Genomic DNA, 25,998 nt, shown 5'->3' with positions numbered 1-25,998 from the left:
ATGATAGGAGTGGGAGGATATCATGAAGTCATTGGGCATCGGCCGCTTCATTCCCGCGCCGGGTCACGGCCTCGGCTTCAACGATCTGAAGATCATCGAATGCCGCGAGCTCATACGTGCGATTTCCGGTGAGCCGTCGGTGATGGTCACATTCGAAGACGGTCTTAGGATAGAAAAGTCTGTTCACGCCATGGCAGAGTCCTATCACCAGCGCCGCTGGATCGAGATCGCCTGACGGCGCTCCGCTCCGGTTGACGACGCAAGGGGCAGGGGATAGGCCTTTGCTCAATACAGTGAATGCGGGAGTGATATCGTGACGGACAGATTGGTGATTATCGGCGCAGGTCAGGCAGGCTTTGCAATGGCGGCCAAGCTGCGCGCGCTCAAGGATATCAGGCCCATCACCATTCTTGGCGCCGAGGACGTGCTGCCCTACCAGCGCCCGCCGCTTACCAAGAAGTATCTGCTCGGCGAAATGAGCTTCGACCGCCTGCTGTTTCGCCCCGAGCAATGGTTCACCGACAACGAAGTCGAGATTCGCCTCTCCACATGGGTCGAGCAGATCAAGCGCGACAAGAAGCAGGTCGTCCTCCAGGATGGCTCTACCATCGACTACGGCACGCTGGCGCTGACGACGGGCTCCACCCCGCGTGGTCTGCCGGCCGCGATCGGTGGCGATCTCAAAGGCGTCTATGTCGCCCGCGACAAGCGCGATGCCGATCTTCTGGCCGCCGAAATGCGCCCCGGCCGCCGCGTCCTTATTATAGGCGGCGGTTATATCGGCCTCGAGGCGGCTGCCGTCGCGCGCCATCTGGGCCTTGAAGTCACCGTCATCGAAATGGCCGACCGCATTCTCCAGCGCGTCGCTGCCAAGGAGACCGCGGATATCATGCGCGTCATCCATGAAGAGCACGACGTGCAGATTCGCGAAAAGACCGGCCTGAAGCATCTGATCGGCCGCGACGGCAAGCTCGTCGGCGCCGAACTCTCTGATGGCTCGATCATCGATATCGATTTCGCCATCGTCGGCATCGGCGTGACGCCGAACGACCAGCTCGCCAAGGAATCGGGCCTCGAAGTCGCGAACGGCATCGTCGTCGATGAATTCGCGCGCACCTCCGATCCGTCGATCTTCGCGGCCGGCGATTGCGCGGCACTGCCCTGGCAGGGCGGGCGCATCCGTCTCGAATCGGTGCAGAACGCCGTCGATCAGGCCGACGCGGCCGCCGCCATCATCGCAGGCGGCAACGCGCCTTACGAGCCGAAGCCCTGGTTCTGGTCTGATCAATATGACGTGAAGCTGCAGATCGCCGGCTTCAATCTCGGCTACGACGAGACGCTCCTGCGCCCCGGCGCCCGCGAAGGCGCGCATTCGATCTGGTACTTCAAATCAGGCAAGTTCATCGCCGTCGATGCGATCAACGATGCCAAGGCCTATGTCAGCGGCAAGAAGATGCTGGAACTCGGCATAAACCCCGACAAGTCCATCCTCGCCGATGGGTCTTCCGATCTGAAGCAATTGCTGGCTTAGAAATAAGCCGGCTTTTTCTTCAGGGACAAAGCCGAAAAGCGCTTGCGTCCCCCAGCGAATGACTCTATCAGGCTCTCGACCGGAGAGGTGGCCGAGTGGTCGAAGGCGCTCCCCTGCTAAGGGAGTATACCCGGAAGGGTATCGTGGGTTCGAATCCCATCTTCTCCGCCATCATCCCAGTTGTCCGACCCGGACACCCGGTTGCCGCTCCCTAGATCAGCGGATTTTCCTAACAGACATTTCAGTGAATTTTGCATCGAACATATGTGTTCATGCGAGCGTGTCTTTGCGCGCGGCGGACCTTGTCATCATCGACATGACACGACGATGACAGCGCCGCGTAGAATCGCTTTGAGAATCATCCGATGCTTCACAAGCGATTCCACCAGCCGTATTCGTCGATCTGTCACGCGGCTTATTTGTTCGCCTGCTAAAATCCCTGGCTATCCCGCCGAATCTGGCCGGAAAACGGTACCAATGTGGCACATCGCCGGGTTCCGCCGTGCTGTCGCTTGGCACTAACCCCCCGCAAAACCAGGGCTTTCTTAACGAAGTATAAAGAAACGGAATGGCCGCATGTCGTATTTGTGACCTTTCAGCAACAGCGCATACGGAAGGCTGTCGCAAATCCCCCAATCGCACAAGTTGGTGATTGCGCGACAGGCCGGGTCTTGTATTTTCAACTTCGGAAGCGAGGGCGGTTGATCGTCCGACTTCTTGAAACACGGTGACGGGGCAGGGAACGCTGCCAAAACGGCGAAAACCCGGATCCGATTGAAACTTTGAATTGGAGGTCAATATGAACATCAAGAGCCTACTTCTCGGCTCCGCAGCTGCCCTGGCAGTTGTATCCGGCGCTCAGGCTGCTGACGCGATTGTTGCAGCTGAACCGGAAGCAGTAGAATACGTTCGCGTTTGCGACGCATACGGCACCGGCTACTTCTACATCCCGGGCACGGAAACCTGCCTGAAGATCGAAGGTTACATCCGTTTCCAGGTTAACGCTGGCCGCGATGCGTCGGGCACGTCTGACTGGGACTCGTTCACTCGTGGTAACGTTCAGTTCACGGCTAAGAGCGACACCGAATACGGCCCGCTCACCGGCGTAATCGTTCTCCAGACGGACGCTGACAACGCTTCGAGCCAGTCTTCGTACCTCGACTCGGCTTACATCGACATCGCCGGCTTCCGCGCTGGTCTGTTCTACAGCTGGTGGGACGACGGCCTCTCTGGCGAAACCGACTCGCTCGCTTCGAACTCCACGCTGCATAACTCGATCCGTTATCAGTACGAGTCCGGCGACTTCTACGCTGGTATCTCGGTTGACGAACTGGAAGACTCGATCCACACGGGTCTCGGCGAATCGGCTAACAACGTCGGTATCGCTGCTGGCATCGGTGGCAAGGCTGGCGCATTCAGCTACCAGCTGATCGGCGGCTACGACACGGACACGTCTGAAGGCGCGATCCGCGGTATGGGCACCGTTGCAATCGGTCCGGGTACCCTCGGCCTCGCAGCTGCTTGGGCTTCTGGCCCGAACGCCTACTTCGAAGAGTCTGAATGGACTGTTGCTGCTGAATACGCAATTCAGGCAACCGACAAGTTCAAGATCACCCCTGCTGTTCAGTACTTCGCTAACGCGAAGAACGGCGGCCAGGTTGGCACGATCTCCACGGTTACCGACTTCACCGACGTTGACATCTGGAAGGCTGGCGTAACGCTTGACTACCAGATCGTAGAAAACTTCTACGCCAAGGCTTCGGTACAGTGGCAGGACCGTACGGTTGCTGTTGACGACAACACCTGGTCTGGCTACTTCCGCCTGCAGCGTGCATTCTAATCTGATCTGACTTCGGTCTAATCAGGCAAGCCCGGTTCGAAAGAACCGGGCTTTTTTCATTCTAGAGGAGTGAAAATTGTACTGGAAAGCTCGTGATCTGAGCACGCTAAGCTACCGTGAGAAAAGCCCGGATATTCCGGAGCGAAGGCTGCAGATGCAGCAGCGGCGGGTGGCCTTGGTGGGGAACTCGCACGATCTTGAGACCGGAGTGTCTATCGGCCATCGCAGTTAGCGTGTTCTCTGTGAGCAACGCCGAATTCTCCCCGCGAACAACCATCAAAGGTATCGGCGTGAAACTCTCATATTGCTCCCACAGATCTTTCAGCGGTTTGGTGAAGTCGACTGACAACAGCTGCTGGGCAATCGCTGGATCGACATCAGGCACCAGCTTACCGTCGATGTCGCGATAGATCGCTGTCGCCATCTCCGCCCAGTCGTCATCCGAAAGAGTAGGGAAGTCAGCGCCCTGCCGCTGCTTCAGCAACGCCGCTGCTTCTTCCATATCGCGTGGCAGCCGCGCGCCGTTGAGGTCATCGCGAATCTTCATCAAGCCCTCGGCCTCGATGACCGGGCCGATATCGTTGAGAACGGCCGCCGCAATCAGCTCAGACTTCATCCCGGCAAGCAGGTGCAGGATCAGCCCGCCACGCGAGGTGCCGATGAAGGCGGCGCGGTCGATGTCGAGATATGTGCAGGCTTCGATGACGTCACGAGCTTCAACGGCAAGATTGTAGTTGGCCTTGTTCTCATCCCACTCGGAGAGGCCGCGCCCTCGGTAATCAAGCGCGATGACGCGGCTTGAAGCAACCGAATCCCGCGAAAGGATCAGAGCCAGCTGATGAAAGTCGCGGGAATTTCGCGTCAGCCCAGGGAGACAGATCACCGGCAGCCTGTCTTCGGCTGCCTCAGGGCCCAGATCATAGTCCCGCAGATGCAGCGTCAGGCCATCACTGGAAACATAAGTTCGATCCTGAAAGGCTTGGCTGTTCGTATCGTCCATCGTCTCTCCCCGCCTTGGCGAGAAGAGATTAACCTCCGATGTCCCGCCCGGCAAACTCCGCTTTTAGGACCCGTTACGTCCACCGATCAGGTCCTGCTGAATGCTGGCGGGCTGGCCGAGGCGGGCCTTGTAGACCTCGTAATTCTCCATCACCCGCTGCACATAGTTGCGTGTCTCGGGGAAGGGGATGCGCTCGATCCAGTCGACGACGGCGTCGATCGATTTGCCGCGCGGATCGCCATAGCGGCCGATCCATTCCGGAACACGCTTAGGTCCGGCATTGTAGGCGATGAATGTCATGATGTAGGAGCCGCCGAACGCGTCGATCTGTTCGCCGAGATAATGCGCGCCGAGCGTCGCGTTATAGCCGGCGTCTGCGGTCAGCTTGTCCTTGGAATAGGCGATGTTGTGGCGCTTGGCGACGGCCATCGCCGTTCCGGGCAGGATCTGCAGCAGGCCGCGCGCGTCGGCGACGGAGACCGCCGTCGGATTGAAGGCGCTTTCCTGCCGGGCGATCGCATAAGCGAGCGCCTTGCCGGAGCCCGAGATGTTGGCGGTGCCGGGAATGACGCCGATCGGGAAGGCCAGCGCCGCGACATCGACGCCGCGCGCATATGCGCTCTTGCCGATCTGCAGCGACAGATGGTGATCGCCGGAGCGCTCGGCCTGCGCGGAGAGGATGGCGAGTTCGCCCGGGCTCTGCATCTGTTCGCCGAGAGCCAGATAGAGCGCGTTGGCCCGCCAGCCATGGCCGGCGGCGTCGAGCCGGGCGATCGCCTGCACGGCCTCGCGCGCCTGATAGCGCTGACGATCTGCCGGGCTTGGCGAGGGGTAGCTGACATTGATCGTCTTGCGGCCGAGCTTCTCGCCGGCAAGCTGGCCGTAGAAGGTGGTCGGATAGCCCGCGGCCTTGGCGTAGAACTCGGCGGCCTTGCCGGCGCCGCCAGCCTCGGCCGAGCGTCCCATCCAGTAGTAGGCGCGCGATACGGAAATCGGGCCGTTGGAGAAGTCGAGGATCTTGCGGAAATGCGTCTGGGCCGTTGTCGGGTCCTGCAGCCCGCGCAGCGCGTACCAGCCGGCATGGAATTCTGCCTCGACGATGTCGGTCGGCGTCGTCGCGGCGTATTTCGAGACGATGCCATATGCAATCTTGAACTGTCCCTGATCGACCAGCCCACGGCTGACGATCCGCTGCTCATTCCACCATTCGCCGGCGTTGACGAGTTCCTCTCGGTCGCGCGGCATCTGCTGCAGAAGCTTGGCGGCCTCCGGATACTTCTCCTGCTTGCGCAGATATTCGATGCGCGCGAAGAGATAGCCGGGATCGCCGTTCCACTTGCCATCGACACCGGCAAGAAGCGCGCCCGCGTTCGCCGCCTTGTTGGCGACGGCTTCCCACGCCTTGTAGAGCGATTGCGCCTGCCCGAGATCGCCGAAGCGCTTGGCCTGCGCCGTGCGGTTGCGATACATCAGGTATTCCATGCGCGCCTTGTGGTCGGCAACGGTGAGCAAGCCTGCGAACTCGGCAAGGATCTTGTCTTCCGTCGCCTTGTCCAGCGTCTCGCCGCGCCAGACCTTGCGCATATATTTCGCCGCCTGCTGCTGCTTGCCGGTGGCGACAAGCGCGCGCGACAGGATCATCGCGCCTGACGTCGTTTCCGGCGCGGTTTCGCCGAAGGCCGCGAGAACGGCCGAGGGCGAGGGGTTTTCGTCATAGAGCGCACGTTCGGAGTATATCCTGAGCTTTGCGAGCCCGGGCCAGCCCTTCAATTCCTGGGCAGCGGTAGCGATCTCGACCGAGGGTACGCCCTTTTGTCCGGAGACGGCGATCGCCCAGGTCAGAATGTGCCGGTCGAGCGTGCCCTGCGCCATGCCGTCGCGGATCGAAATCGCCTGCATCGGGTCCTTGGCGGAAAGCGCATCGAGGCCGCTCTTCAGGTCGCTGTTGACGGGGGCGATTGCCTGGCTTCGCGGTATCGCGCCTGTCGTCATCGATTCCGGCAGCGAGGTTTGCGGCATGTAGCCGATCGGCCGGACGTCGGGAACGGGCGCGTCTTCGCCTGGGAGCTGCGCGGCAAATGTGCCCCATGCGGCGGCCGTCAGGCCGAGCGCGGACAGGATCAGAACAGCTCTCTTCATCAGGGATACTCGCAATGGAAACGCGTCCCTACATTTGCTGGGACGCATATTAACGAAACCTTACCGAAGCCCTTCAATTTCATTCACATTTGCGATCGGAATTTGTTGCAACGAAGCTCTGTACGCTTGTCGGACCCTTTTTGCCGCACTATGGTGCGCTCCTTCGTATTCAAGGAATGCGGCCGAAGCATGGATTGCGGTCGTAAGGAGTTCTGCATGTTCCAGGGATCCATTCCCGCACTCGTCACGCCTTTCACCGATGCTGGCCTTGTGGATGAAGCGGCCTTCGCCGCCCATGTCGACTGGCAGATCAAGGAAGGCAGCAGCGGTCTCGTTCCAGTCGGAACGACCGGCGAATCCCCGACCCTGTCGCATGCCGAACACAAACGCGTGGTCGAACTCTGTATCGAGGCGGCCGCCAAGCGCGTTCCCGTCATGGCAGGTGCCGGCTCCAACAACACCCGCGAAGCCGTCGAACTCGCTCAGCACGCCGAAAAGGCCGGTGCCGACGCGGTTCTCGTCGTCACGCCCTATTACAACAAGCCGACGCAGAAGGGCCTCTACGCCCATTTTGCAGCGGTCGCGGAAGCCATCAAGCTGCCGATCTACATCTACAATATCCCGGGCCGTTCGGTCATCGACATGTCGCCGGAAACCATGGGCGCCCTTGCGAAGACATACGGCAACATCGTCGGCGTCAAGGATGCCACCGGCAAAATCGAGCGCGTATCCGAGCAGCGCATCACCTGCGGCAAGGATTTCCGCCAGCTCTCCGGCGAAGACGCAACGGCGCTCGGCTTCAATGCCCATGGCGGCGTCGGCTGCATTTCGGTGACCGCCAATGTCGCCCCGCGCCTCTGTGCCGAGTTCCAGGCCGCGACGCTGGCTGGCGATTTCGCGAAAGCGCTCGAATGTCAGGACCGCCTGATGCCGCTGCACAAGGCGATCTTCCTGGAGCCGGGCCTCTGTGGCGCCAAGTACGGCCTCTCGAAGATCCGCGGCATGAACCGCGCGGTCCGCTCGCCGTTGGTCTCCTCGCTGGAGGCAAGCACGGAAGCGGCACTCGACGCGGCGCTGCGCCACGCCGGCCTTCTGAACTGATCGCCTGCTGAACCGATAAAACGCGCGGCCTTCACAAAGATGGGCCGCGCCTCTACATAGAGCCGAGAAGTGCGGGCGCGGATATCGCGCCCCCGAGCAATTGGAATTTGTCATGGCCCCCAAAGGCAGCCAGCGCGTCGTCAAGAAGATCGTCGCCGAAAACCGCAAGGCGCGCTACAACTACGAGATCGTCGATACCTACGAGGCTGGCTTGGTGCTGATGGGCACCGAGGTCAAGTCGCTGCGCGAGGGCAAGGCCAATATCGCCGAATCCTACGCATCGGACGAGGGCGGCGAGATCTGGCTGATCAATTCCTATCTTCCGGAATATCTGCAGGCCAACCGCTTCAACCACGAGCCGCGCCGCCGCCGCAAGCTCTTGCTTTCGGGCCGCGAGATCAACCGCCTGCGCGCAGGCATCAATCGCGAAGGCATGACGCTCATCCCGTTGAAGATCTATTTCAACGATCGCGGCCGCGCGAAGATGGAACTGGCGCTCGCCAAGGGCAAGAAGCTTCACGACAAGCGCGAGTCTGAAAAAGAGCGCGATTGGAATCGGCAGAAGAGCCGGCTTCTCAAGGATAATGGCTGATCAAATAGCGGCCTGAATCAAAACCGCGGCAAATGCCGCGGTTTTCTTTTGGAGCTTTGGTTGCTCGCGTCAGCTTTCGAAGTCGCTGGATGCCGCAGGCTCGACCGGACGGGCAGGGCGCTCGGATGGGTCGCGGCCGATTTCGCTCTTCAGGGACAAGAGGTCGATGAAGTGATCCGCCTGGCGGCGCAGATCGTCGGCGATCATTGGCGGCTGTGTCGCCATCGTCGAGATGATCGAGACCTTCCGGCCCTTGCGCTGCAGTGCCTCGACCAGCGTCGTGAAATCGCCGTCGCCGGAGAAGATCACCAGGTGATCGACGGTTTCCGATTGCTCCATGGCATCGATCGCGAGCTCGATATCCATGTTGCCCTTGATCTTGCGGCGGCCCATGGAGTCGGTGAATTCCTTGGCCGGCTTGGTCACGACCTTGTAGCCGTTGTAATCCAGCCAGTCGATCAGCGGGCGGATCGAGGAATATTCCTGGTCCTCGATCAGGGCCGTGTAATAATAGGCGCGCAGCAGATATCCGCGCTTCTGGAAGGCTTTCAGAAGTTTTCTGTAGTCGATATCAAAGCCGAGACTCTTGGACGCCGCGTAGAGATTGGCGCCATCAATGAAAAGTGCAATTTTTTCTCGCGGGTCGAACATCGCGTACCAATCCACTTTGAGTAATCTAATATGCGGCTGCAGATAGCCCATGAAAACAATGGGTTATCTGAAAAATTCAGAACAATTCTTACTTTATGAACTATTCATATAAGTCAGATTTAGGGCAGGATTCGGCATATTCCAAGCAACTTTTAGTGGAAACCTCTAAAATTAGAAAGTTCCCACAGGCTCGAACGGCTCCTTCACTAAAAACTTGAATTCGCCTGCTTTTAATTGTATCGCCGTGCTAATCCCGAGATCCCGACCGTAAAGGACAGGCAATGGCCCGTGTCACAGTAGAAGATTGCATTGACAAAGTTGAGAACCGCTTCGAGCTGGTTCTGCTTGCCAGCCACCGTGCCCGGCTGATTTCCCAGGGCGCCTCGATCACCATCGATCGCGACAACGACAAGAACCCGGTCGTCGCCCTTCGCGAGATCGCCGACGAGATGCTGTCTCCCGACGACCTGAAGGAAGACCTGATCCATTCGCTGCAGAAGCACGTCGAAGTCGACGAGCCCGAGCCCGATCCGGCAAGCCTCATCACCACCGCGGCTGCTGCCGATGGCGAAGAGCAGGAAGACGCTCCAGAGACGATCACCTTCGACCAGATGTCGGAAGAAGAGCTTCTGGCCGGTATCGAGGGCCTCGTGCCGCCGGAAAAGAGCGACGATTACTAATCGTCAATCTTGCGCCATTATTGCTTCGGCATATGATTGAGTATCACGTGCGCCAATCTGTGATTGGCGCGCTTTTCTTTTGTGATGGAGTGGTTTCGGCATGATGCGGCAGTACGAGCTCGTGGAGCGGGTTCAGAAATACAAGCCCGACGCCAACGAAGCCCTGCTCAACAAAGCCTATGTCTATGCCATGCAGAAGCATGGGCAGCAGAAGCGGGCAAGCGGCGATCCCTATATCTCCCACCCGCTCGAAGTCGCCGCCATCCTCACGGACATGCATCTCGACGAGTCGACGATCGCCGTCGCTCTGTTGCATGACACCATAGAAGACACGACCGCGACCCGCGCCGAGATCGATGAACTCTTCGGCGAAGACATCGGCCGCCTGGTCGAGGGTCTCACGAAGATCAAGAAGCTCGATCTCGTCACCAAGAAGGCCAAGCAGGCCGAAAACCTGCGCAAGCTGCTGCTTGCCATCTCCGACGATGTGCGCGTCCTCTTGGTCAAGCTGGCCGACCGCCTGCACAACATGCGCACCCTCGACCACATGTCGCCGGAAAAGCGCGCCCGCATTTCCGAAGAGACGATGGATATCTACGCGCCGCTCGCCGGCCGCATGGGTATGCAGGATATGCGCGAGGAGCTGGAGGACCTGTCCTTCCGCCACATCAACCCCGAGGCCTACGACACGGTCACCAAGCGGCTCGAGGAGCTGTCTCGGCGCAATGAGGGCCTGGTCAAGAAGATCGAGACCGAGCTGCGCGACCTGCTTGTCGCCAACGGCCTGACCAACGCCTACGTCAAGGGGCGCCAGAAGAAGCCTTATTCCGTCTTTCGCAAGATGCAGTCGAAGTCGCTCTCCTTCGAGCAGCTGTCGGATGTCTATGGCTTCCGCATCATCGTCGACGATATTCCGTCCTGCTACCGTGGTCTCGGCATCGTCCATACCCGCTGGCGCGTCGTCCCCGGCCGCTTCAAGGATTATATCTCGACGCCAAAGCAGAACGATTATCGTTCGCTTCATACCACCATCGTCGGCCCGTCGAGCCAGCGCATCGAGCTGCAGATCCGCACCAAGCGCATGCACGAGATCGCCGAGTTCGGTATCGCCGCCCACACGCTTTACAAGGACGGCGCCACCAATGCCGATGGCGACATTCTCTCGCGCGAATCCAACGCCTATTCCTGGCTCCGCCACACGATCGAGGCGCTGGCCGAAGGTGATAGCCCGGAAGAGTTTCTGGAGCACACCAAGCTCGAGCTGTTCCAAGACCAGGTCTTCTGCTTCACGCCGAAAGGAAAGCTGATTGCGCTTCCGCGCGGCGCGACCCCGATCGACTTCGCCTATGCGGTGCACACAAACATCGGCGACACCACGGTTGGCGCCAAGATCAACGGCCGCATCATGCCGCTCGTCACCCGCCTTGCGAATGGCGACGAGGTCGAGATCATCCGCTCCGGCGTGCAGGTGCCGCCGGCGGCCTGGGAAGAGATCGTTGTGACCGGCAAGGCGCGCGCCGCCATCCGCCGCGCCACCCGCATGGCCATCCGCAAGCAATATGCCGGCCTCGGCCACCGCATTCTCGAGCGCACCTTCGATCGCGCCGGCAAGGTTTTCTCCCGCGAGGCGATGAAGCCGGCGCTGCACCGCCTCGGCCAGAAGGATGTCGAGGACGCGATTGCCTCGGTCGGCCGCGGCGAAATGTCGTCGCTCGACGTACTGCGCGCCGTCTATCCCGATCACCAGGAAGAGCGCATCACCTCTAAGCCCTCGGGCGATGATGGTTGGTTCAATGTTCGCAGCGCCACCGGCATGATCTTCAAGATTCCGGATAAGGGCAAGGCAACCGAGCATGCGCCAAATGGACTTGAGGCGCTCGGCGATGCCGAGGCCGTGCCGATCCGTGGTATCTCGAGCAATATCGACGTGCAGTTCGCGCCGACAGGCGCTGTGCCCGGCGACCGCATCGTCGGTATCACCAACACGACGGAGAACGCCAAGGGCATCACGATCTATCCGATCCAGTCGCCCGTGCTGCAGCGGTTCGACGAGCAGCCCGATCGCTGGATCGACGTGCGTTGGGATCTCGATGAGGCCAACAAGTCGCGCTTCATGGCCCGCATACTGGTGAATGCGCTGAACGAACCCGGCACGCTCGCAAAGCTCGCCCGCACCGTGGCCGATGTCGACGTCAACATCCGCGTCTTCAACACGGTTCGCGTCGCGACCGACTTCACGGAGATGGCGCTTGATGTCGAGGTTTGGGATCTTCGCCAGTTGAATCAATTGCTTGCGCAGCTGAATGAGCTGGATTGCGTTGCGACCGTGCGTCGGCTTTACGAGTAAAGCGGGCGCATCTGCACCTGGTTTGCACAATATGTGATCGTTTTATGGTCAAATTGTCGCAGATGAGGGGCTAGATATGCGTTCGGCGCATGGCTGACTGAGAGTTAGAGCGTTGGTAAAAACGCGCAGCACCGCCTATCTTCTGGTCATCAACAAGTGACCGAAAGAAAGAGGCATCCAAATGTTTACACCGATCAAGAAGTTCGCTCGTGCCCTGCGCGCTCCGAGCGCTGAAGAACGCGAAACCGCATACCTGAACGGCTCGTTCGACCGTATCGATCTCGAATACCGCCAGCGTCAGGTTGACCGTGGTCTCTTCCGTAGCCGTTAATCGGTTACTGGATTTGCAAGTGGGAAGGGGCGTTTGAGTTACGCCCCGGTAGATACTCAGTCGGCGCACATCAAATAGCGACTGAGGAGGTCTGGCGCTCTTGTCAGGCCTGTGCGGCATGCACTACATACGCGCCATGTTATTTCGTCGTCGGAAACCCGCTGGATTTCGTGAAAAGCTGCGTGAGCTGCTTTGGCCGCGAAAGGGATTCTTGAGGCCGCCGCGCTATCTCGTGATGCGCGTGCTTCGCCTTAGGGCATCGCCACATGCGGTGGCTGTTGGCGTCGCGGCCGGGATTTTCGTGTCCTGGACCCCGTTCATCGGCGTCCATTTCATCATGGCCTTCGTCATCACCTATCTGTTGTCAGGCAATATGGTCGCCGCCGCTCTTGGCTGCGCGGCCTTCGGCAATCCGCTGACCTATCCTTTCATCTGGGGAACGACCTGGGAAATCGGGCACCTGCTCCTTAGCCGCAAGGACACGATGCAGGGCAATGCGGTCGATCTTCCCGCACTTTTCCACGAACTGCACTTCAGCGAGCTTTGGCGCCCGGTGTTGGAGCCGATGCTGATCGGTTCACTGCCGCCGGCAGCCGTCACCGCCGTGGCCATCTATTTCGCGACATTCTACACGGTGAGGGGCTTCCAGGGGCGCCGCCGTGCCCGTCTGCTGGAGCGTGCCCGTCTGCGTGTCGCTGAGCCCGTTTCGCTTGAGGAAACAGTATGATCATCGGTATCGGCAGCGATCTCATCGATATCAGGCGCGTGGAGAAGTCGCTGGAGCGATTTGGCGAGCGCTTCACCAATCGCTGCTTCACCGAGATCGAACAGCAGAAATCCGACCGCCGCGCCAACCGCGCTGCCTCCTACGCCAAGCGCTTCGCTGCCAAGGAGGCCTGCTCCAAGGCTTTGGGAACGGGTATCGCCCAGGGTGTCTTCTGGAGGGACATGGGCGTCGTCAATCTCCCGAGCGGCAAGCCGACGATGAAACTGACCGGCGGCGCCGATGAGATTTTGCAGAAGATGTTGCCCTCAGGGCACCGCGCCGCCATCCATTTGACAATTACAGATGATTATCCCTTGGCTCAGGCCTTCGTCATCATCGAGGCCCTGCCGCTGAGCGACTGACCGCTGAGCAACAGACTGTTACATGTCCCGCTTTTAATGTTGGTGGCATTGCCGCAATCAGCCGAAGCCGCTACACAGAACCGATTAAAGACTTGCGCCCTTTTGGCGCTCTGAAGGAATAGAACTGCGTGTCCGAAAAAGTTCAAGCCAAGCCGAACGCCCTCTGGGAGAACATCAAGGTCATCGTCCAGGCACTCGTCTTGGCGATGGTCATCCGCACGATCCTGTTCCAGCCATTCACCATTCCCTCGGGCTCGATGATGCCGACGCTGCTCGTCGGCGACTATATCTTCGTCAACAAGTTCGCTTACGGCTATTCGAAATACTCGCTGCCGTTCTCGCCGAACCTGTTCAGCGGCCGCATCTTCGCCAGCGAGCCGAAGCGCGGCGACGTCGTCGTCTTCCGCTTCCCGCCGAATCCTGAGGTCGATTACATCAAGCGCCTCGTCGGTCTCCCGGGCGACCACATCCAGGTGACGGACGGCGTGCTCTACGTGAACGGCAAGGCTGTTCCGAAGGTGCCGGATGGTACGTTCAACTCCGATTACGCGCAGGATCCGGGCCAGGACGTTCCGGTGTTCCGCGAAACCCTCGACAACGGCGTGACCTACGACACGCTAGACCAGTCTCCGGTATCGCGCGGCGACAACACCCGCGAGTTCATCGTTCCGGAAGGTCATTACTTCATGATGGGCGACAATCGCGACAACTCGCTCGACAGCCGCTTCGACGTCGGTTTCGTGCCGGCCGAAAATCTGGTTGGCCGCGCCAGCGTCATCTTCTTCTCGCTCGGCAACGACACCTCCTTCCGCGAAATCTGGAAGTGGCCTTCCAACATGCGTTGGGATCGACTGTTCAAGGGCGTTGAATGACCAAGTCGCCGACGCTTTCGGCGGCTGACCGAACAAAGCTCGAGGCGCTGATCGGCCATGTCTTTGCCGAGAAGGAGCGCCTCGACCGTGCACTGACGCATGCAAGCGCCCGCACTCAGAAGGGTGCGAATTATGAACGGCTTGAGTTTCTTGGCGACCGGGTGCTTGGCCTGTGTGTCGCCGAGATGCTTTTCAGGACCTTCGGCACTGCCACGGAAGGCGAACTCTCTGTCCGCCTGAACCAGCTGGTCAGCGCCGATACCTGCGCCGAAGTCGCCGACGAGCTTGGCCTGCATCTCTACATTCGCACCGGTGCCGACGTTAAGAAGCTTACCGGCAAGCGCATGATGAATGTTCGCGCCGACGTCGTCGAAAGCCTGATCGCCGCAATCTATCTCGACGCCGGCCTTGAGGTCGCGCGCCACTTCATCGTGAAGTATTGGGAGAAGCGGGCGGTGCGCGCCGATGGCGCGAGGCGCGACGCCAAGACCGAACTGCAGGAATGGTCGCATGCCAAATTCGGCGTGACGCCAAACTACCGGGTTGAAGAACGCACCGGACCGGATCATGATCCGCGCTTCACGGTGACGGTCGAAGTCGCCGGCGTGAAGCCGGAAACGGGCGTCGAGCGCTCCAAGCGAGCCGCCGAGCAGGTGGCTGCAACGAAAATGCTCGAACGCGAAGGCATTTGGCAGAAATCGTCTGCCGGAAATTGACGGGAACAATGACCGAAGAACACGACATCGCGGATAGCGCCGCTGAACCCGCTGGCCCGACGCATTCCGGCTTCGTCGCCCTGATCGGGCCGACCAATGCCGGCAAGTCGACCTTGCTGAACCGCCTGGTTGGCGCCAAGGTCTCGATCGTCAGCCACAAGGTGCAGACGACGCGCGCGGTCATTCGTGGCATCGCCACCCACGACAACGCGCAGATCGTCTTCATGGACACGCCTGGCATCTTCAAGCCGCGCCGCCGGCTCGATCGCGCCATGGTGACCTCCGCCTGGGGCGGCGCCAAGGATGCCGACATCATCATGCTCCTGATCGACAGCGAGCGTGGCCTGCGCGGCGATGCCGAGAAGATCCTCGAGAGCCTGAAGGATGTGCCGCAGCGCAAGATCCTCGCTCTCAACAAGATCGACCGCGTCAAGCGCGAGGATCTGCTGGCGCTGGCCTCTGCAGCCAACGAATACGTCGCTTTCGACCAGACCTTCATGATCTCGGCTGAAAACGGTTCGGGCTGTGACGACGTCATGGATTATCTCGCCAAGACGCTGCCCGAGGGCCCCTGGTATTATCCGGAAGACCAGATTTCCGATCTGCCCATGCGTCAGCTGGCGGCCGAAATCACCCGCGAGAAGCTTTTCCTGCGCCTGCATCAGGAGCTTCCCTACGCCTCGCACGTCGAGACGGAGAAGTGGGAAGAGCGCAAGGATGGCTCCGTTCGCATCGAACAGGTGATCTACGTCGAGCGCGATAGCCAGAAGAAGATCGCTCTCGGCAAGAATGGCGAAGCGATCAAGGCGATCTCCACCGCATCGCGCAAGGAACTGTCGGAAATCCTCGAGCAGACCGTGCACCTCTTCCTCTTTGTGAAGGTGCGCGAGAACTGGGGCGACGATCCCGAGCGCTTCCGCGAAATGGGCTTGGAATTCCCGCGCCAGTAAGCGGCCCCAATTATGGCGCAAGTCCTTCGTTTCCTTGGAAAAATTCAAGGGTCGACGGAACAAAGTTGCAAGTGATGAGTTCTTAGAAAGCGGCGTCTCGATTTCGGGGCGCCGCTTTTTCTGGATTATGGGATCCGCATGGCGACATCACGGCCGACGCATTCGTTCAAGACACCCTGCGAACAGTGTCCCTTGCGGCCGCTGCCGCATTTCCGCGAATTCACCGGCGACGAGCTGGGCTTCATTTCCAAGTTCAAGAAGGGCGAGTTGGCGGCCGATGCAGGCGCCACGATCCTGGTCGAAGGCGCCCACAGCGCCCACCTATTCACGGTGCTGTCCGGCTGGGGCTTTCGCTACAAGACGCTGGAAGACGGCCGGCGCCAGATCCTGAACTACATCATGCCCGGCGATCTGATCGGCCTTCAGGGCACCATCATGGGCGAGATGCAGCATTCGATCGAGGCGCTGTCGCCGGTTTCGCTCTGCGTCTTCGAGCGCGACAAGCTGATGACGCTCTACAACAAGCATCCATCGTTGGCCTTCGACATCACCTGGATGGCGGCGCAGGAAGAGCGGATCCTCGACGAACACCTCTTGAGCATCGGCCGCCGAACGGCGCTGGAGCGCGCCGCCTACCTGATCGCCTTCCTCTATCAGCGCGGCAAGCAGCTCAATCTCTTCAACGGTCACAGCGCCATCCCAATCACCCAGCAGCACATCGCCGACACGCTCGGCCTTTCGATCGTGCACACCAACAAGACCTTGAAAAAGCTCGCTTCGCGCAATCTCATCCGCTGGCAGGAACGCGCCTGCGAGGTGCTGGATGGCGAAACGCTCGCCAAAATTGCTGCGTGGGATGGGCTCGACGAAAGGGTGCGCCCCTTCCTCTAAGGCGTTCTATCTATGTCTTTTTTAAATGCAAATTCCAGGGCCGGACCCTAATGTCCAGCACGAGCCATTCTTGTGTCGAGATTCGCTAATATCGACCGGGACTGAAAAAGCGGCTATGCAAGCATAGGCGGCGTGAAATTCTCGGCTGAGGCCGTAGGTTGTCAGGGGTAGAAATGCGATTTTGGGATACATGGTGCGTCGATAGCGGCGCCCGGAAGAGGGCTTTCTGATCATGGTCGCAAGACGTGTTCTGGTTCTCGAGGATAGCTTGATCATCGCGATGGAGGCGGAAGACATTCTGCGTGCCGTCGGCGTCGAGACCATCGATATTTGCAACAGCGTCGAGCAGGCCAATGAGGCGATCCAGGCCGATAGCTATGATTTCGCCCTGCTTGACGTCAATCTCGGCGAGGTCATGAGCTTCGATTTCGCCCGCCGGCTGGTCGCCGCCGAAATCCCCTTCGGCTTCGTCAGCGGCTACTCCGACACGCTGGATTTCCCCGAAGACCTGCAAAACAGGCCGCTCCTCGTCAAGCCGTTCGACGAAGACGCGATGCGGGACTTCCTGCGCCGACTTTTCCCCTCCGAGGCTTGATCGGCTTTCATGACAGGGCTTGCGCCATGCGCTAGGATAACGCGTGGTCGGAAGGTCGATTTGTAATGCAGTGGCAAGGTCGTGCAATCATTCTAGGCGTTCGGCGCCATGGCGAGACAAGCGTGATCACCGAGGTGATGACGCCGGATCGCGGCCGTCACCTGGGCATGGTGCGATCTGGGCGTTCGCGCGCCATGCAGCCGGTGCTGCAGCCCGGCAATGAGGTCGAGGTCACCTGGCGTGCGCGTCTTGATGAGCATATGGGTGAGTTCAAGATCGAGCCCCTCACGCTGCGCGCCGCCCGGCTGATGGAAACGGCGACCGCGGTTTATGGCGTGCAGGCCATGGGCGCCTTGCTCAGGCTTCTGCCGGAGCGCGATCCGCATCCGCATCTCTTCGAAGCCCTGGAAGTTATTCTCGACAATCTCGATAACCCGGCCGATGCGGGCGAATTGTTCGTTCGCTTCGAACTCGCCGTGCTCAACGATCTCGGCTTCGGTCTCGACCTCAACGAATGCGCAGCAACCGGCACCCGCGCCGATCTTGCCTATGTCTCGCCGAAATCAGGTCGCGCGGTCAGTCGCGACGCCGGTGCGCCTTGGGCGGACAGAATGTTCGCCTTGCCGTCATTTCTATCCGTGGAAAAGCGACAGGCCGCCGATTTCGACAGCCTGTCCGAGGCATTTCGCCTGACGGCCTTCTTCCTGCATCGCCACGTCTACGAGCCGCGTGGCCTGGAACCGTCTACGGCCCGCGAGGGCTTCGTGCAGGCCGCGCTAAAGGCGCTGAAGCCCGCCGCTGCTTAGCTCACCGTTCAGGCGCGCTTGCGCAGCTTGAATGCCCATCCATCAGGCCGTTCGTCGAGCACCTTCACCGTATCGCCGATCGCGATAGCGCCAGCCGCGCGTGGCGTGACGTTCCAGCCGAACAGCGGGCCGGGGACACGCCGGTCTGCCGACATGCGGATGCGGCCCATCGCCGGCATCGGGTTCGCGACCTCGCGCGATCCCGTCTGCTGGTCCTGCGTGGTCATGATGCAACGCGCGCACGGCTTCACCAGATCGAAGCGGATGCCGCCGATCTCGATGGCCGCCCAGCGATCTTCCGGCCAGGCTTCGTCCGTGTCGATGACGATGTTCGGCCGGAACCGCTCCATCCCGACGCTGCCTTCGCCATGCGCCTCGATATCGGCGTTGAGCGCCTTCAGCGATCCCGTCGTGGTCACCAGGATCTGGTATCCGTCGGCAAATGTCACTGGCGTAGCGTCGCCCGCCCATTCCGGACTCGCGATGCGATTGGCGTCCCCGTCGAAGAACACGAATTTCAGGTCCCGGCCGAACCAGCGCGAGAGCACCTGATTGGAATGGTCGTCGGCGATCGCGGCGTTGACGATAGACTTCCAGATCGAGACATCGATGCGCTTGTTACCATCGGGCAGGGGGACGAACAGGGTCTCCCCGTTCATGCCGAGATGAAAGCCCGTGGCTTCCTGTCGGACGTCGAGCCGCGCCAGATCCGTCATTTCGCGCTGGGTGATGAAGCTCCCATCCGGATTGATAAGCATCGCGCGCCGGTCGCCAGGCAGGCCGAAGGCGTTGATCTCGGTGCTTTGAAGCGCGATGCCACGGGCGCTCTTGAGCGGATAGATGAAGAGATCGCTGACGCGCATGTAAGTCCTCCTAGATTTCGTCCATGAAGGCGTTGAGAAAATCCCGCAGCCTCTTGTCGCGCTCCGCCGCGAGCGCCCTGCCAGCGGCCGTCTTGAACCCATCGGCCAGCTTGAACAGTTTCGTCTGGAAATGGTCGATGACATAACGCCGGTCGTCAAGCGGTCGATCGTTTCCAGCCGGGTCGAGCGGGTCGTAGAGCGATGACGCCATGCGCCCGCCGATGTAAAAGCAGCGGCCCGCGCCGACCATGCCGATCGCATCCAGCCGGTCTGCATCCTGCAGGATCTTCGCTTCCAGTGTCTCGGGCTCGATGTTGGCCGAGAAGCTGTGCGTCAGGATCGCATGGGCGACGGCGGCGATATCGTCCTTCAACCATCCAAGGTCTGCCAGCACCCCAGAGGCTTTGTCCGCCGCAAGCGCGGATGCTTGGGCTCTGAGCGGCGAGCTCTTCTCCACGGCCACGCAATCATGCAGCAAGACCGCGGCGGCAAGAATACGGCCATCTCCGCCTTCGCTCGCCTGGATGCGCATGGCGTTCTTGAACACGCGCAGGATATGCGCGAGATCATGCGAACCATCGTCGCCCTCGTGCGAATGCGGAATAAGCGCTTCAGCAAGCGTTTCGTATGGACGGAAGGCCTGAGCCTCTCTCATGTGCGCACCAGCAGTAGACGAAGACCGCCTCTCTTAGAGCGGGCGGTGATGAGTCGCAATGCGCCGTCACACCGCCTGGGCTTTGCCGTCACGCTGCACCCGTGCAAGCAGCGCCGGCACATCGAAGGCAGGGCGGGGCGCACTGATGTGATAGCCCTGGATTTCGTCGCAGGCCTCTTGCGCCAGCAGATCGTGCTGCTCTTCCGACTCCACGCCTTCCACGGTGACGCGCATGCCCAGCGCGTCACCAAGCAGAATGATCGCACGCATGATCGCGAAGGCTTCCTTGTTGTCCACGATGTCGTTGACGAAAGACTTGTCGATCTTGATCTTGTCGAACGGAAAGCTGCTCAGATAGCTGAGCGACGAATAGCCGGTCCCGAAGTCATCCATGGAGATGCGGATGCCGCGCTGCCTCAAAGCATGCAGGATCGGAAGTGCGGCGTCGCGGTTTTCCATCAGAACGCTCTCGGTGATCTCGATCTCCAATCGTCCAGGAGCGAGCTGCGAGAACTCAAGCGCCGCGGACACGTCGTCTTCGAGATCGCCCGAGATGAACTGGATGGCCGAGACGTTGACCGCGACCTTGATATCGGTGGGCCATGTCGCGGCGTCCATGCAGGCGCGTTTCAGCACCCATCGGCCGATATCGACGATAAGCCCGACTTCCTCGGCCAGCGGAATGAACTCAAGTGGCGCGATGCGGCCGCGCGTCGGATGGTTCCAGCGAAGCAGGGCCTCGAAGCCGCAGATGCGCTGTTCGGTCATGTCGTAGAGCGGCTGGTAGTGGACCTCGAACTCCTCGTTGTGGACGGCCCTGCGCAGATCTGCCTCGAGGGCGTGGCGCGCTTCGAGCTGCGCTTCCATCTCCGAGGTGAAGAAGCGCTCGCCGCGCCGCCCGCCGCTCTTGGCATGCGACAGCGCCACGCCGGCATGTTTGAGAAGCAGTTCCGTCTCGGTGCCATCCTTGGGGCAGATGGCGATGCCCATGGAGACGCTGAGCTCGACCGCCTTGTCGCCGCGGAAGAAGGGTTCCGAGAGTTCGCGTCTGATCTGGTCGGCAAGCGCCATGACATTCCACGGCTGCTCTCGCCCGCATTGCAGAATGGCGAACTCGTCCGATCCCAGGCGCGCCAAAATATTGCTGCTGCCTGCCAGGGCGCGCAAGCGATCCGCCACCTGCCGCAGGATCTTGTCTCCGGCCGAAACACCGAGCGTGTTGTTGACCGACTTGAAGCGATCGAGATTGAGGTGGATGAGCGCGATCTGGTCGTCGGCCTTGCGCGCGGCAAGCGCGGTGTCCAGCTGGTCCCGGAAGCGGATGCGGTTGGGCAGGCCGGTGAGGGGATCGTGATGGGCCAGGAAGGCGATGCGCTCGGCTGCTTTCCGGTCATCGGTGATGTCGGCGTGAATGGAGATATTGCTGCCGTCGGGAAGAACGGTAACGACGCTTTGAATGATGCGCCCGTCGTTCATCACCCACTCGCGGCGCCTTATACGCCCGCCATCCGATCGCGTCTCGCGGGTGGCGGCTTTGACGTCTGGCTTCTCCATCCCGTCGATCTTCGCGATCAGTGAGCCGATCGATGTCCCCGCACGCGTGTCGTCCGCATCCAGCCCGAACAATTCCTGAAAGCGGATATTTGAGACGATGAGCCTCTGGTCGGTATCGAAAACGCAAAGGCCGAGCGGCAGGTGATTGAGGACGATTTCAAGAAGGCGGCTCTGTTCGGCAAGGCCTCGGTGCGCCTGGTTGAGGACGACCTGAAGCGCCTCGTTTTCCTCAATCGCCAGATTGGCGTGGCGCTCCAGGCTGCTGATACTGCCGGCCTGCTCGCGGTAGGTATCCAGAACGAGCTTGATCAGGCGCTGCCCGTCGGCCGAGCCGTCCTCATTCAGGGATGCCGCGCACTGGCGCCTGAAGAGCGCTTCAGCTTCCATGGCCGCTGTTCTCCGTCACGCAAGAACGCGGGAACAGGCTGAAGCGAACCGAGTGTCTGGATGTTGAGATCCCGTGCAGCACACGCGACATGCGAAGACATTCCTGAGCTGTTTAAAGCAAAATGAAAAATGCAATCAAAGATTGATTTTGCGTGATATATCTAACCAACATAATCCTTTGGTCGCATTAATATTTGGTTGTCTCGAAAAAAGATATATGGATCGCGCTATATTTATCGGCGCTTTCTGTCCTGTAAACGACACGGCGCGGGTGTTTTGGCCACGCCAAAATCGCGAGCAGCCAAAAAGGTCACATTTTGTCAATGATGGTTAATGCGGCATTAACAAGTTATTGACCGGCCTGGCAAATCAGTTTATCCACCGGCTTAGTTCTGATTTTTCCCTATTCGTATTGCGTACAAACAATCATCGGTAATGCGGTGAACGGAGGTTTGTATGAACCGTATTTCGTCTGCAGTTGATACGTCCTATGCGTATCTCGGTACTCTTTCGAGATTAGATTCCAATGGTGACGGCGTGTTGAGCCGTAGCGAGCGTGCGGCTGATGAAAAGCCGGGGATTTTGTCCGTTGCAAGCCAGTCTCATGGCGCCCAGGAAGCCCCCAAGCTGTCGAATGGCGTGCTTGCATTCATGATGAGCGCACGTCAGACCGGCGCTTTGAGCTCCGGTCTCGACGGTCAGGCAAATTCGGCCAACGTTCTCTACAAGAACACCTATGGCCAGTACGATCTCGACATCGCGTCCTGATCGCTCGCTCATGAATTGATCAAAGAAGAAGCCGGCCGGTTGGTCGGCTTTTTCTTTGCGCTCTATGCTGGGAACACCGGCACGCCGCACGCGTTTCTGAAAGAGGGCTCAGAGGAGGGAAACAGCATGAAACGGCTTTTATCTCTAGCATTCGCGACCGTCGCGGCCTTGGCGACCGTTGCCGTCGCGCAGGACAAACAGACCGCGCAGGCGAATTTCGTCGGCGCCGATGGCAAGGACGATGGCCGCGCCACATTGACGGCCGCGGCTGCCGGTGGCGTCTTGATCGAGCTTGAAGTGTCCGGCCTGCCGGCCAACAAGTGGGTCGCATTCCACGTCCACGAAACCGGCAAATGCGACGCCGCCAGCCATCACGAATCGGCCGGGAAACACTTCAACCCAACCAAGGCCGAGCACGGTCTGCTCGCCGCCAAGGGTCCGCATGCCGGCGATATGCCGAACCAGTATGTCGGGCAGGACGGTGTGCTGAGAGCGCAGGTCTTCGATGGGATGGTGACGCTGGATGGCAAGGAGAACGGCATACGCGGCCGCGCCCTGATGATCCACGAAAATTCCGATGACTACCGCAGCCAGCCCGCCGGCGATGCCGGCGCTAGGCTTGCCTGCGCCGTCATCAAGTAGCACTCACCCTGCGATGGCAGAGTTAGAGGTGGTCGCCAACCTGGCGGCGCCTCTTAAAGAATCGGCAGGCCCTTCTCGTCGAAGCTCGCCTTCACCCGGCCGAGAATCTCGCGGCGCGCATCGTCCCATTCGCCGGTCTTCGCCCAGTAGCGCAGCGTCAGCGTGATCTTGTCCGACGTCACCGCGTCGATATAGGTCTTCGGCTGCGGTGACGTCTCCACCCGCGAATCGGCCTTGGCGATATCCGTCAGCACCTTCATCGCCAGATCGACATCGTCGCCGGCCCGCACATTGATGGTAAGGTCGTTCTTGCGCGTCTTCTCGCGGCTGTAATTGGTGATCGGCGTATTCCAGAGCGTCGAATTCGGCGCCAGCAGATAAAGCCCGTCGGCGGTGCGGAACTCGGTCGCGAACAGCCCGATCTCACGCACCGTACCGGCGACGCTGCCGGTCGCGATATATTCGCCCACCCGGAAAGGCCGAAGGATCAAAAGCATGATGCCGGCTGCGATATTCTGCAGCGTACCCTGCAATGCCAAACCAATAGCCAAGCCTGCAGCACCAAGAGCCGCGATGATCGAGGCCGTCTGCACGCCGAACTGCCCGAGCACGGTGATGAAGACAAGAATCAGCAGCGCGTAGTGCAGGACATTGGTGAAGAAGCGCGCCAGCGTCTCGTCGATCCCACGCACTCGCGAAATCCCCTCGAACGCCCAGCGGCTGACGAAGCTCGCCATCAACCAGCCCAAGACCAGCAGGATCAGCGCGCCGAGGATGGAGAAAGAATATTGGACCGCAAGCGCGCTCGCCTGGCTCAGAGCCGTTCGGGTTGCCACGATTACGTCGGTTGCCTGTTGTTCCATGATCTCGCCAAATATCTGAAATGATTATCGGTTGACCTGCGTAGATGGGACAGAAGGCAGGCGCGTCAACCGTTTAAGTCAGTCACGCTTCGTCAAGCGCAAGCACGAACGGCGCGTTTCCATCGGCATCGGCGCCACGGCCGATCGCTTTGATCGCCTTGACCAGCCGTCCATCACGGCCAAGCAGTTGGTCACCGATCTCGATGATCCGCATGTTCGGCGTGGCATAGGGGGATGCCGTACGCAGCCGTTGCGCCAATACCTCTTCGCTCTGGTCCGGCCTCAGCGACAGGGCCGCGATCACCGCCGCAGCCGGCGAGCGCGAGACGCCCATCCAGCAGTGAACGATGAGCGGCGCCGTCTGATCCCACTCAGCGGCGAAGTCGATAATCTCCCGGACATGCGTGTCATCGGGCGCCACGAGATTGCCCGTGCCCTTGAAGGCGATGTCGTTCATGTAGAGCAGCAGATGCCGGTGCGCCTGGATGACCGCCGGGCGATGGAAGCTCTGCTCCTTCGCCATCAGGCTGATCATCTCGCGGGCGCGGTGCCGCACGGCCATTTCGGCGATGCGCGCAAGCGGGGTCACGACAATCGATGTCATGGCTTGCCCCGCAGGCCGTCGATCACGGCGAAGCGCTCGCAAAACAGCCGCTGCGCCTCGATCGCCGGCAGCGGTGTCAGCAAGAGCATATCCTTGGTGATTCCGCGCGGCTGGCCGAAAAGTTTTTGCGCCTCGCTGGTGCTGAAGCCGGCAAGCTGCGAAGCCTCGAAATAGGCCGCGATCGTATCGGCCTTCTTGATGTTGTCCTTGAGATCGCGGGACGCATGCGGCGGCAGGCCGAACCGCAGGTGGATCGCCGCTTCGAGCCGCTTCTCGACGGTCTTGTAGCCGCCGCCGACCACGGATTTGAAAGGCGAGATCATGTCGCCGATGACGTATTCGGGCGCATCATGAAGCAGCGCCATCAGGCACTGGTCCGGCGTCGCCTCGTTCAGCCGCCGAAAGATGTCCTCGACAACGAGACTGTGCTGTGCGACCGAAAAGGCGTGATCGCCCGATGTCTGCCCGTTCCAGCGGGCAACGCGCGCCAGGCCGTGGGCGATATCGCTCACCTCGACATCGAGCGGCGAGGGGTCGAGCAGATCGAGCCTGCGCCCGGAAAGCATGCGCTGCCAGGCGCGGGGAGCCTTCGTCGTCAAGCGCTGGCCTCATCGGACGCGGCCGGAAAGACGAGGGCGGACCATGCGGGCAGCGCAACCGTCACGGTGACGTCGCCGGCAAGCAGCGGCGTGCCACAAGACATTGCCTCACCGGCGCGATCGATTCGGACGATAGCCAGTCCGCTATGTCCTGTGACCGAGCCGAGCGTACCAACAGGCTTGCCGTTGGCGGTGATGTCCGTGCCGGAGGCGGGGAGCGGCTCCGTGCTGCTGACGGTTACGACGCGACGACGCGCCGTTCCCCGGTGCTGCATGCGCGAAACCACCTCCTGGCCGACATAGCATCCCTTCTTGAACGAGAGCCCGCCGTTCAGGTCCATCAGCACGTCATGCGGAAAAGCATCCTGAAGCGCGTAGTCTGATCCGGAAACGGCAACACCGTGGGTTACGCGCAGCGCGTCGTAAAGCGCGACATCGTCGCTGCCGTGCTCGCCCGGGCGGCGGAAAACGTCGATGCCCGCCTTGGCGAATCGGCTGTCCCTGAAGCCCTCACTCGAAGCGTCATCCCAGGAGACGGTCACGCCATTGCCCTCGGCTGCAAGCGCAACGGCCGCGCGCAGCTTGTACATCGTCAGCCGCTTCGTCAGTGCCTCGCGCTGGCTCTCGTCGGTCTCGATGATGAAGTCGTCGCCATCACGCCAGATCATGAAATCGAACAGGATCTTGCCCTGTGGCGTCAGCAATGCGCCGGGGCGTGCCTCGGCTGCATCCAGCGACACGATATCGGTGGTGATCAGGTTCTGCAGAAAGGATTGAGCCTCGGCGCCGCTCACCCGGATGAGCGCGCGGTCTTTCAGAAATACGGCTGGCATGGCGCACCTGTCGCGTTGTTATCGCTCAGAAGTATGTCGTCGGAGCGGGGATCGCAAGCA

26 protein-coding genes, 1 tRNA gene and 2 pseudogenes are annotated in these 25,998 nt (G+C 60.4%); 19 read left to right on the top strand and 10 right to left on the bottom strand.

Going from position 1 to position 25,998, the window contains the following annotated elements; genetic code table 11:
- Positions 1-43: 43 nt before the first annotated feature.
- From D460_RS0112180 to D460_RS0112165, 4 genes and pseudogenes are all read left to right on the top strand, one after another.
- Positions 44-235 (top strand): annotated as a pseudogene (locus tag D460_RS0112180) (gfo/Idh/MocA family oxidoreductase); the annotation flags it as partial.
- 78 nt (positions 236-313) lie between these two features.
- A complete protein-coding gene (locus tag D460_RS0112175; protein ID WP_026283064.1) occupies positions 314-1,531 on the top strand; it encodes an FAD-dependent oxidoreductase in 1,218 nt (405 codons plus the stop codon).
- An 81-nt stretch (positions 1,532-1,612) separates the two neighbouring features.
- Positions 1,613-1,702: transfer RNA gene (locus tag D460_RS0112170), tRNA-Ser, on the top strand.
- A 628-nt stretch (positions 1,703-2,330) separates the two neighbouring features.
- Positions 2,331-3,371 (top strand): porin, encoded by a 1,041-nt coding sequence (locus tag D460_RS0112165; protein WP_026283063.1) that lies wholly within the window; start codon positions 2,331-2,333, stop codon positions 3,369-3,371.
- Between the two features lie 106 nt (positions 3,372-3,477).
- Here the strand turns inward: D460_RS0112165 and D460_RS0112160 are convergent, their stop codons facing one another.
- Both D460_RS0112160 and D460_RS0112155 read right to left on the bottom strand, forming a co-directional pair.
- On the bottom strand, positions 3,478-4,371 hold the full coding sequence (locus tag D460_RS0112160; RefSeq protein ID WP_018898821.1) for an alpha/beta hydrolase: 894 nt from the start codon (positions 4,369-4,371) through the stop codon (positions 3,478-3,480).
- 63 nt (positions 4,372-4,434) lie between these two features.
- Complete coding sequence (locus D460_RS0112155; RefSeq protein ID WP_018898820.1) at positions 4,435-6,510, bottom strand: lytic transglycosylase domain-containing protein; 2,076 nt, start codon at positions 6,508-6,510, stop codon at positions 4,435-4,437.
- A 216-nt stretch (positions 6,511-6,726) separates the two neighbouring features.
- Between D460_RS0112155 and dapA the strand changes: the two genes are divergently transcribed.
- Together dapA and smpB are read left to right on the top strand one after the other, a co-directional pair.
- Positions 6,727-7,611 carry a 4-hydroxy-tetrahydrodipicolinate synthase gene (gene dapA / locus D460_RS0112150; protein WP_018898819.1) on the top strand — a complete coding sequence of 295 codons (885 nt, stop codon included), beginning with the start codon at positions 6,727-6,729 and terminating at the stop codon, positions 7,609-7,611.
- Between the two features lie 112 nt (positions 7,612-7,723).
- Positions 7,724-8,203, top strand: coding sequence for an SsrA-binding protein SmpB (smpB, locus tag D460_RS0112145; RefSeq protein WP_018898818.1), 480 nt, complete (start codon positions 7,724-7,726; stop codon positions 8,201-8,203).
- Positions 8,204-8,272: 69 nt separating this feature from the next.
- Here smpB and D460_RS0112140 read toward each other — a convergent pair whose 3' ends face one another.
- A complete protein-coding gene (locus D460_RS0112140; RefSeq protein WP_018898817.1) occupies positions 8,273-8,854 on the bottom strand; it encodes an NYN domain-containing protein in 582 nt (193 codons plus the stop codon).
- Positions 8,855-9,135: 281 nt separating this feature from the next.
- Here D460_RS0112140 and rpoZ point away from each other — a divergent pair, with 281 nt between their 5' ends.
- From rpoZ to recO, 11 genes are all read left to right on the top strand, one after another.
- Complete coding sequence (gene rpoZ, locus D460_RS0112135; RefSeq protein WP_018898816.1) at positions 9,136-9,534, top strand: DNA-directed RNA polymerase subunit omega; 399 nt, start codon at positions 9,136-9,138, stop codon at positions 9,532-9,534.
- 100 nt (positions 9,535-9,634) lie between these two features.
- Positions 9,635-11,881, top strand: coding sequence for a bifunctional (p)ppGpp synthetase/guanosine-3',5'-bis(diphosphate) 3'-pyrophosphohydrolase (locus tag D460_RS0112130; RefSeq protein WP_018898815.1), 2,247 nt, complete (start codon positions 9,635-9,637; stop codon positions 11,879-11,881).
- Between the two features lie 181 nt (positions 11,882-12,062).
- Positions 12,063-12,212: a DUF3563 family protein gene (locus D460_RS35040; protein ID WP_018898814.1), complete on the top strand. Its 150-nt coding sequence runs from the start codon at positions 12,063-12,065 to the stop codon at positions 12,210-12,212.
- A gap of 136 nt (positions 12,213-12,348) precedes the next feature.
- Entirely contained in the window at positions 12,349-12,939 is a 591-nt protein-coding gene (locus D460_RS0112120; RefSeq protein WP_026283062.1) for a DUF2062 domain-containing protein, read from the top strand.
- Positions 12,936-13,340 (top strand): holo-ACP synthase, encoded by a 405-nt coding sequence (acpS, locus tag D460_RS0112115; RefSeq protein ID WP_018898812.1) that lies wholly within the window; start codon positions 12,936-12,938, stop codon positions 13,338-13,340. Before D460_RS0112120 ends, acpS begins: the two co-directional genes overlap by 4 nt.
- Before the next feature lie 128 nt (positions 13,341-13,468).
- Complete coding sequence (lepB, locus tag D460_RS0112110; RefSeq protein ID WP_018898811.1) at positions 13,469-14,212, top strand: signal peptidase I; 744 nt, start codon at positions 13,469-13,471, stop codon at positions 14,210-14,212.
- Positions 14,209-14,928 carry a ribonuclease III gene (rnc, locus tag D460_RS0112105; protein ID WP_018898810.1) on the top strand — a complete coding sequence of 240 codons (720 nt, stop codon included), beginning with the start codon at positions 14,209-14,211 and terminating at the stop codon, positions 14,926-14,928. The genes lepB and rnc overlap by 4 nt, the downstream gene beginning before the upstream one ends.
- 8 nt (positions 14,929-14,936) lie before the next feature.
- The gene (gene era / locus D460_RS0112100) at positions 14,937-15,878 is read left to right on the top strand and encodes a GTPase Era (RefSeq protein WP_018898809.1); all 942 of its coding nucleotides are present in this window, start codon (positions 14,937-14,939) and stop codon (positions 15,876-15,878) included.
- Between the two features lie 138 nt (positions 15,879-16,016).
- Positions 16,017-16,769, top strand: a complete 753-nt coding sequence (locus D460_RS0112095) for a Crp/Fnr family transcriptional regulator (RefSeq protein WP_026283061.1) — start codon at positions 16,017-16,019, stop codon at positions 16,767-16,769.
- 232 nt (positions 16,770-17,001) lie between these two features.
- Entirely contained in the window at positions 17,002-17,364 is a 363-nt protein-coding gene (locus tag D460_RS0112090) for a response regulator (protein ID WP_018898807.1), read from the top strand.
- A 65-nt stretch (positions 17,365-17,429) separates the two neighbouring features.
- Positions 17,430-18,170: a DNA repair protein RecO gene (gene recO, locus D460_RS0112085; RefSeq protein ID WP_018898806.1), complete on the top strand. Its 741-nt coding sequence runs from the start codon at positions 17,430-17,432 to the stop codon at positions 18,168-18,170.
- An 8-nt stretch (positions 18,171-18,178) separates the two neighbouring features.
- On the opposite strand, the gene D460_RS0112080 is transcribed toward recO, so the two are convergent.
- From D460_RS0112080 to D460_RS0112070, 3 genes are all read right to left on the bottom strand, one after another.
- Entirely contained in the window at positions 18,179-19,033 is an 855-nt protein-coding gene (locus tag D460_RS0112080; RefSeq protein ID WP_018898805.1) for an MOSC domain-containing protein, read from the bottom strand.
- A 10-nt stretch (positions 19,034-19,043) separates the two neighbouring features.
- Positions 19,044-19,688 carry an HD domain-containing protein gene (locus D460_RS0112075; protein WP_018898804.1) on the bottom strand — a complete coding sequence of 215 codons (645 nt, stop codon included), beginning with the start codon at positions 19,686-19,688 and terminating at the stop codon, positions 19,044-19,046.
- A 66-nt stretch (positions 19,689-19,754) separates the two neighbouring features.
- Entirely contained in the window at positions 19,755-21,629 is a 1,875-nt protein-coding gene (locus D460_RS0112070; RefSeq protein WP_018898803.1) for an EAL domain-containing protein, read from the bottom strand.
- 456 nt (positions 21,630-22,085) lie between these two features.
- On the opposite strand from D460_RS0112070, the gene D460_RS0112065 reads away from it, so the two are divergent.
- Together D460_RS0112065 and D460_RS0112060 are read left to right on the top strand one after the other, a co-directional pair.
- Complete coding sequence (locus tag D460_RS0112065) at positions 22,086-22,397, top strand: hypothetical protein (protein WP_026283060.1); 312 nt, start codon at positions 22,086-22,088, stop codon at positions 22,395-22,397.
- Positions 22,398-22,523: 126 nt separating this feature from the next.
- On the top strand, positions 22,524-23,039 hold the full coding sequence (locus tag D460_RS0112060; RefSeq protein WP_026283059.1) for a superoxide dismutase family protein: 516 nt from the start codon (positions 22,524-22,526) through the stop codon (positions 23,037-23,039).
- Positions 23,040-23,110: 71 nt separating this feature from the next.
- On the opposite strand, the pseudogene D460_RS32925 reads toward D460_RS0112060, so the two are convergent.
- From D460_RS32925 to D460_RS0112040, 4 genes and pseudogenes are all read right to left on the bottom strand, one after another.
- Positions 23,111-23,902: pseudogene (locus D460_RS32925) on the bottom strand (mechanosensitive ion channel domain-containing protein); the annotation flags it as partial.
- Positions 23,903-23,984: 82 nt separating this feature from the next.
- Positions 23,985-24,506 carry a tyrosine phosphatase family protein gene (locus tag D460_RS0112050; RefSeq protein ID WP_018898799.1) on the bottom strand — a complete coding sequence of 174 codons (522 nt, stop codon included), beginning with the start codon at positions 24,504-24,506 and terminating at the stop codon, positions 23,985-23,987.
- Positions 24,503-25,072, bottom strand: a complete 570-nt coding sequence (locus tag D460_RS0112045) for an HD family hydrolase (RefSeq protein WP_051110794.1) — start codon at positions 25,070-25,072, stop codon at positions 24,503-24,505. The genes D460_RS0112050 and D460_RS0112045 overlap by 4 nt, the downstream gene beginning before the upstream one ends.
- 29 nt (positions 25,073-25,101) lie before the next feature.
- The gene (locus D460_RS0112040; RefSeq protein WP_018898797.1) at positions 25,102-25,938 is read right to left on the bottom strand and encodes a folate-binding protein YgfZ; all 837 of its coding nucleotides are present in this window, start codon (positions 25,936-25,938) and stop codon (positions 25,102-25,104) included.
- Positions 25,939-25,998: the final 60 nt, after the last annotated feature.

The organism is Rhizobium sp. 2MFCol3.1 (genome assembly GCF_000377565.1).
Lineage (GTDB): Bacteria > Pseudomonadota > Alphaproteobacteria > Rhizobiales > Rhizobiaceae > Rhizobium.
Note: the sequence above shows the minus strand (reverse complement) of the source record. Positions and strands in the feature narration are given on the sequence as shown.

Coding starts and splice junctions, on each gene's coding strand:
- D460_RS0112165 (WP_026283063.1), top strand. CDS start 2,331: ATGAACATCAAGAGCCTACTTCTCGGCTCCGCAGCTGCCCTGGCAGTT.
- D460_RS0112160 (WP_018898821.1), bottom strand. CDS start 4,371: ATGGACGATACGAACAGCCAAGCCTTTCAGGATCGAACTTATGTTTCC.
- D460_RS0112155 (WP_018898820.1), bottom strand. CDS start 6,510: ATGAAGAGAGCTGTTCTGATCCTGTCCGCGCTCGGCCTGACGGCCGCC.
- dapA (WP_018898819.1), top strand. CDS start 6,727: ATGTTCCAGGGATCCATTCCCGCACTCGTCACGCCTTTCACCGATGCT.
- smpB (WP_018898818.1), top strand. CDS start 7,724: ATGGCCCCCAAAGGCAGCCAGCGCGTCGTCAAGAAGATCGTCGCCGAA.
- D460_RS0112140 (WP_018898817.1), bottom strand. CDS start 8,854: ATGTTCGACCCGCGAGAAAAAATTGCACTTTTCATTGATGGCGCCAAT.
- rpoZ (WP_018898816.1), top strand. CDS start 9,136: ATGGCCCGTGTCACAGTAGAAGATTGCATTGACAAAGTTGAGAACCGC.
- D460_RS0112130 (WP_018898815.1), top strand. CDS start 9,635: ATGATGCGGCAGTACGAGCTCGTGGAGCGGGTTCAGAAATACAAGCCC.
- D460_RS35040 (WP_018898814.1), top strand. CDS start 12,063: ATGTTTACACCGATCAAGAAGTTCGCTCGTGCCCTGCGCGCTCCGAGC.
- D460_RS0112120 (WP_026283062.1), top strand. CDS start 12,349: ATGTTATTTCGTCGTCGGAAACCCGCTGGATTTCGTGAAAAGCTGCGT.
- acpS (WP_018898812.1), top strand. CDS start 12,936: ATGATCATCGGTATCGGCAGCGATCTCATCGATATCAGGCGCGTGGAG.
- rnc (WP_018898810.1), top strand. CDS start 14,209: ATGACCAAGTCGCCGACGCTTTCGGCGGCTGACCGAACAAAGCTCGAG.
- era (WP_018898809.1), top strand. CDS start 14,937: ATGACCGAAGAACACGACATCGCGGATAGCGCCGCTGAACCCGCTGGC.
- D460_RS0112095 (WP_026283061.1), top strand. CDS start 16,017: ATGGCGACATCACGGCCGACGCATTCGTTCAAGACACCCTGCGAACAG.
- D460_RS0112090 (WP_018898807.1), top strand. CDS start 17,002: ATGGTCGCAAGACGTGTTCTGGTTCTCGAGGATAGCTTGATCATCGCG.
- recO (WP_018898806.1), top strand. CDS start 17,430: ATGCAGTGGCAAGGTCGTGCAATCATTCTAGGCGTTCGGCGCCATGGC.
- D460_RS0112080 (WP_018898805.1), bottom strand. CDS start 19,033: ATGCGCGTCAGCGATCTCTTCATCTATCCGCTCAAGAGCGCCCGTGGC.
- D460_RS0112075 (WP_018898804.1), bottom strand. CDS start 19,688: ATGAGAGAGGCTCAGGCCTTCCGTCCATACGAAACGCTTGCTGAAGCG.
- D460_RS0112070 (WP_018898803.1), bottom strand. CDS start 21,629: ATGGAAGCTGAAGCGCTCTTCAGGCGCCAGTGCGCGGCATCCCTGAAT.
- D460_RS0112065 (WP_026283060.1), top strand. CDS start 22,086: ATGAACCGTATTTCGTCTGCAGTTGATACGTCCTATGCGTATCTCGGT.
- D460_RS0112060 (WP_026283059.1), top strand. CDS start 22,524: ATGAAACGGCTTTTATCTCTAGCATTCGCGACCGTCGCGGCCTTGGCG.
- D460_RS0112050 (WP_018898799.1), bottom strand. CDS start 24,506: ATGACATCGATTGTCGTGACCCCGCTTGCGCGCATCGCCGAAATGGCC.
- D460_RS0112045 (WP_051110794.1), bottom strand. CDS start 25,072: ATGCTTTCCGGGCGCAGGCTCGATCTGCTCGACCCCTCGCCGCTCGAT.
- D460_RS0112040 (WP_018898797.1), bottom strand. CDS start 25,938: ATGCCAGCCGTATTTCTGAAAGACCGCGCGCTCATCCGGGTGAGCGGC.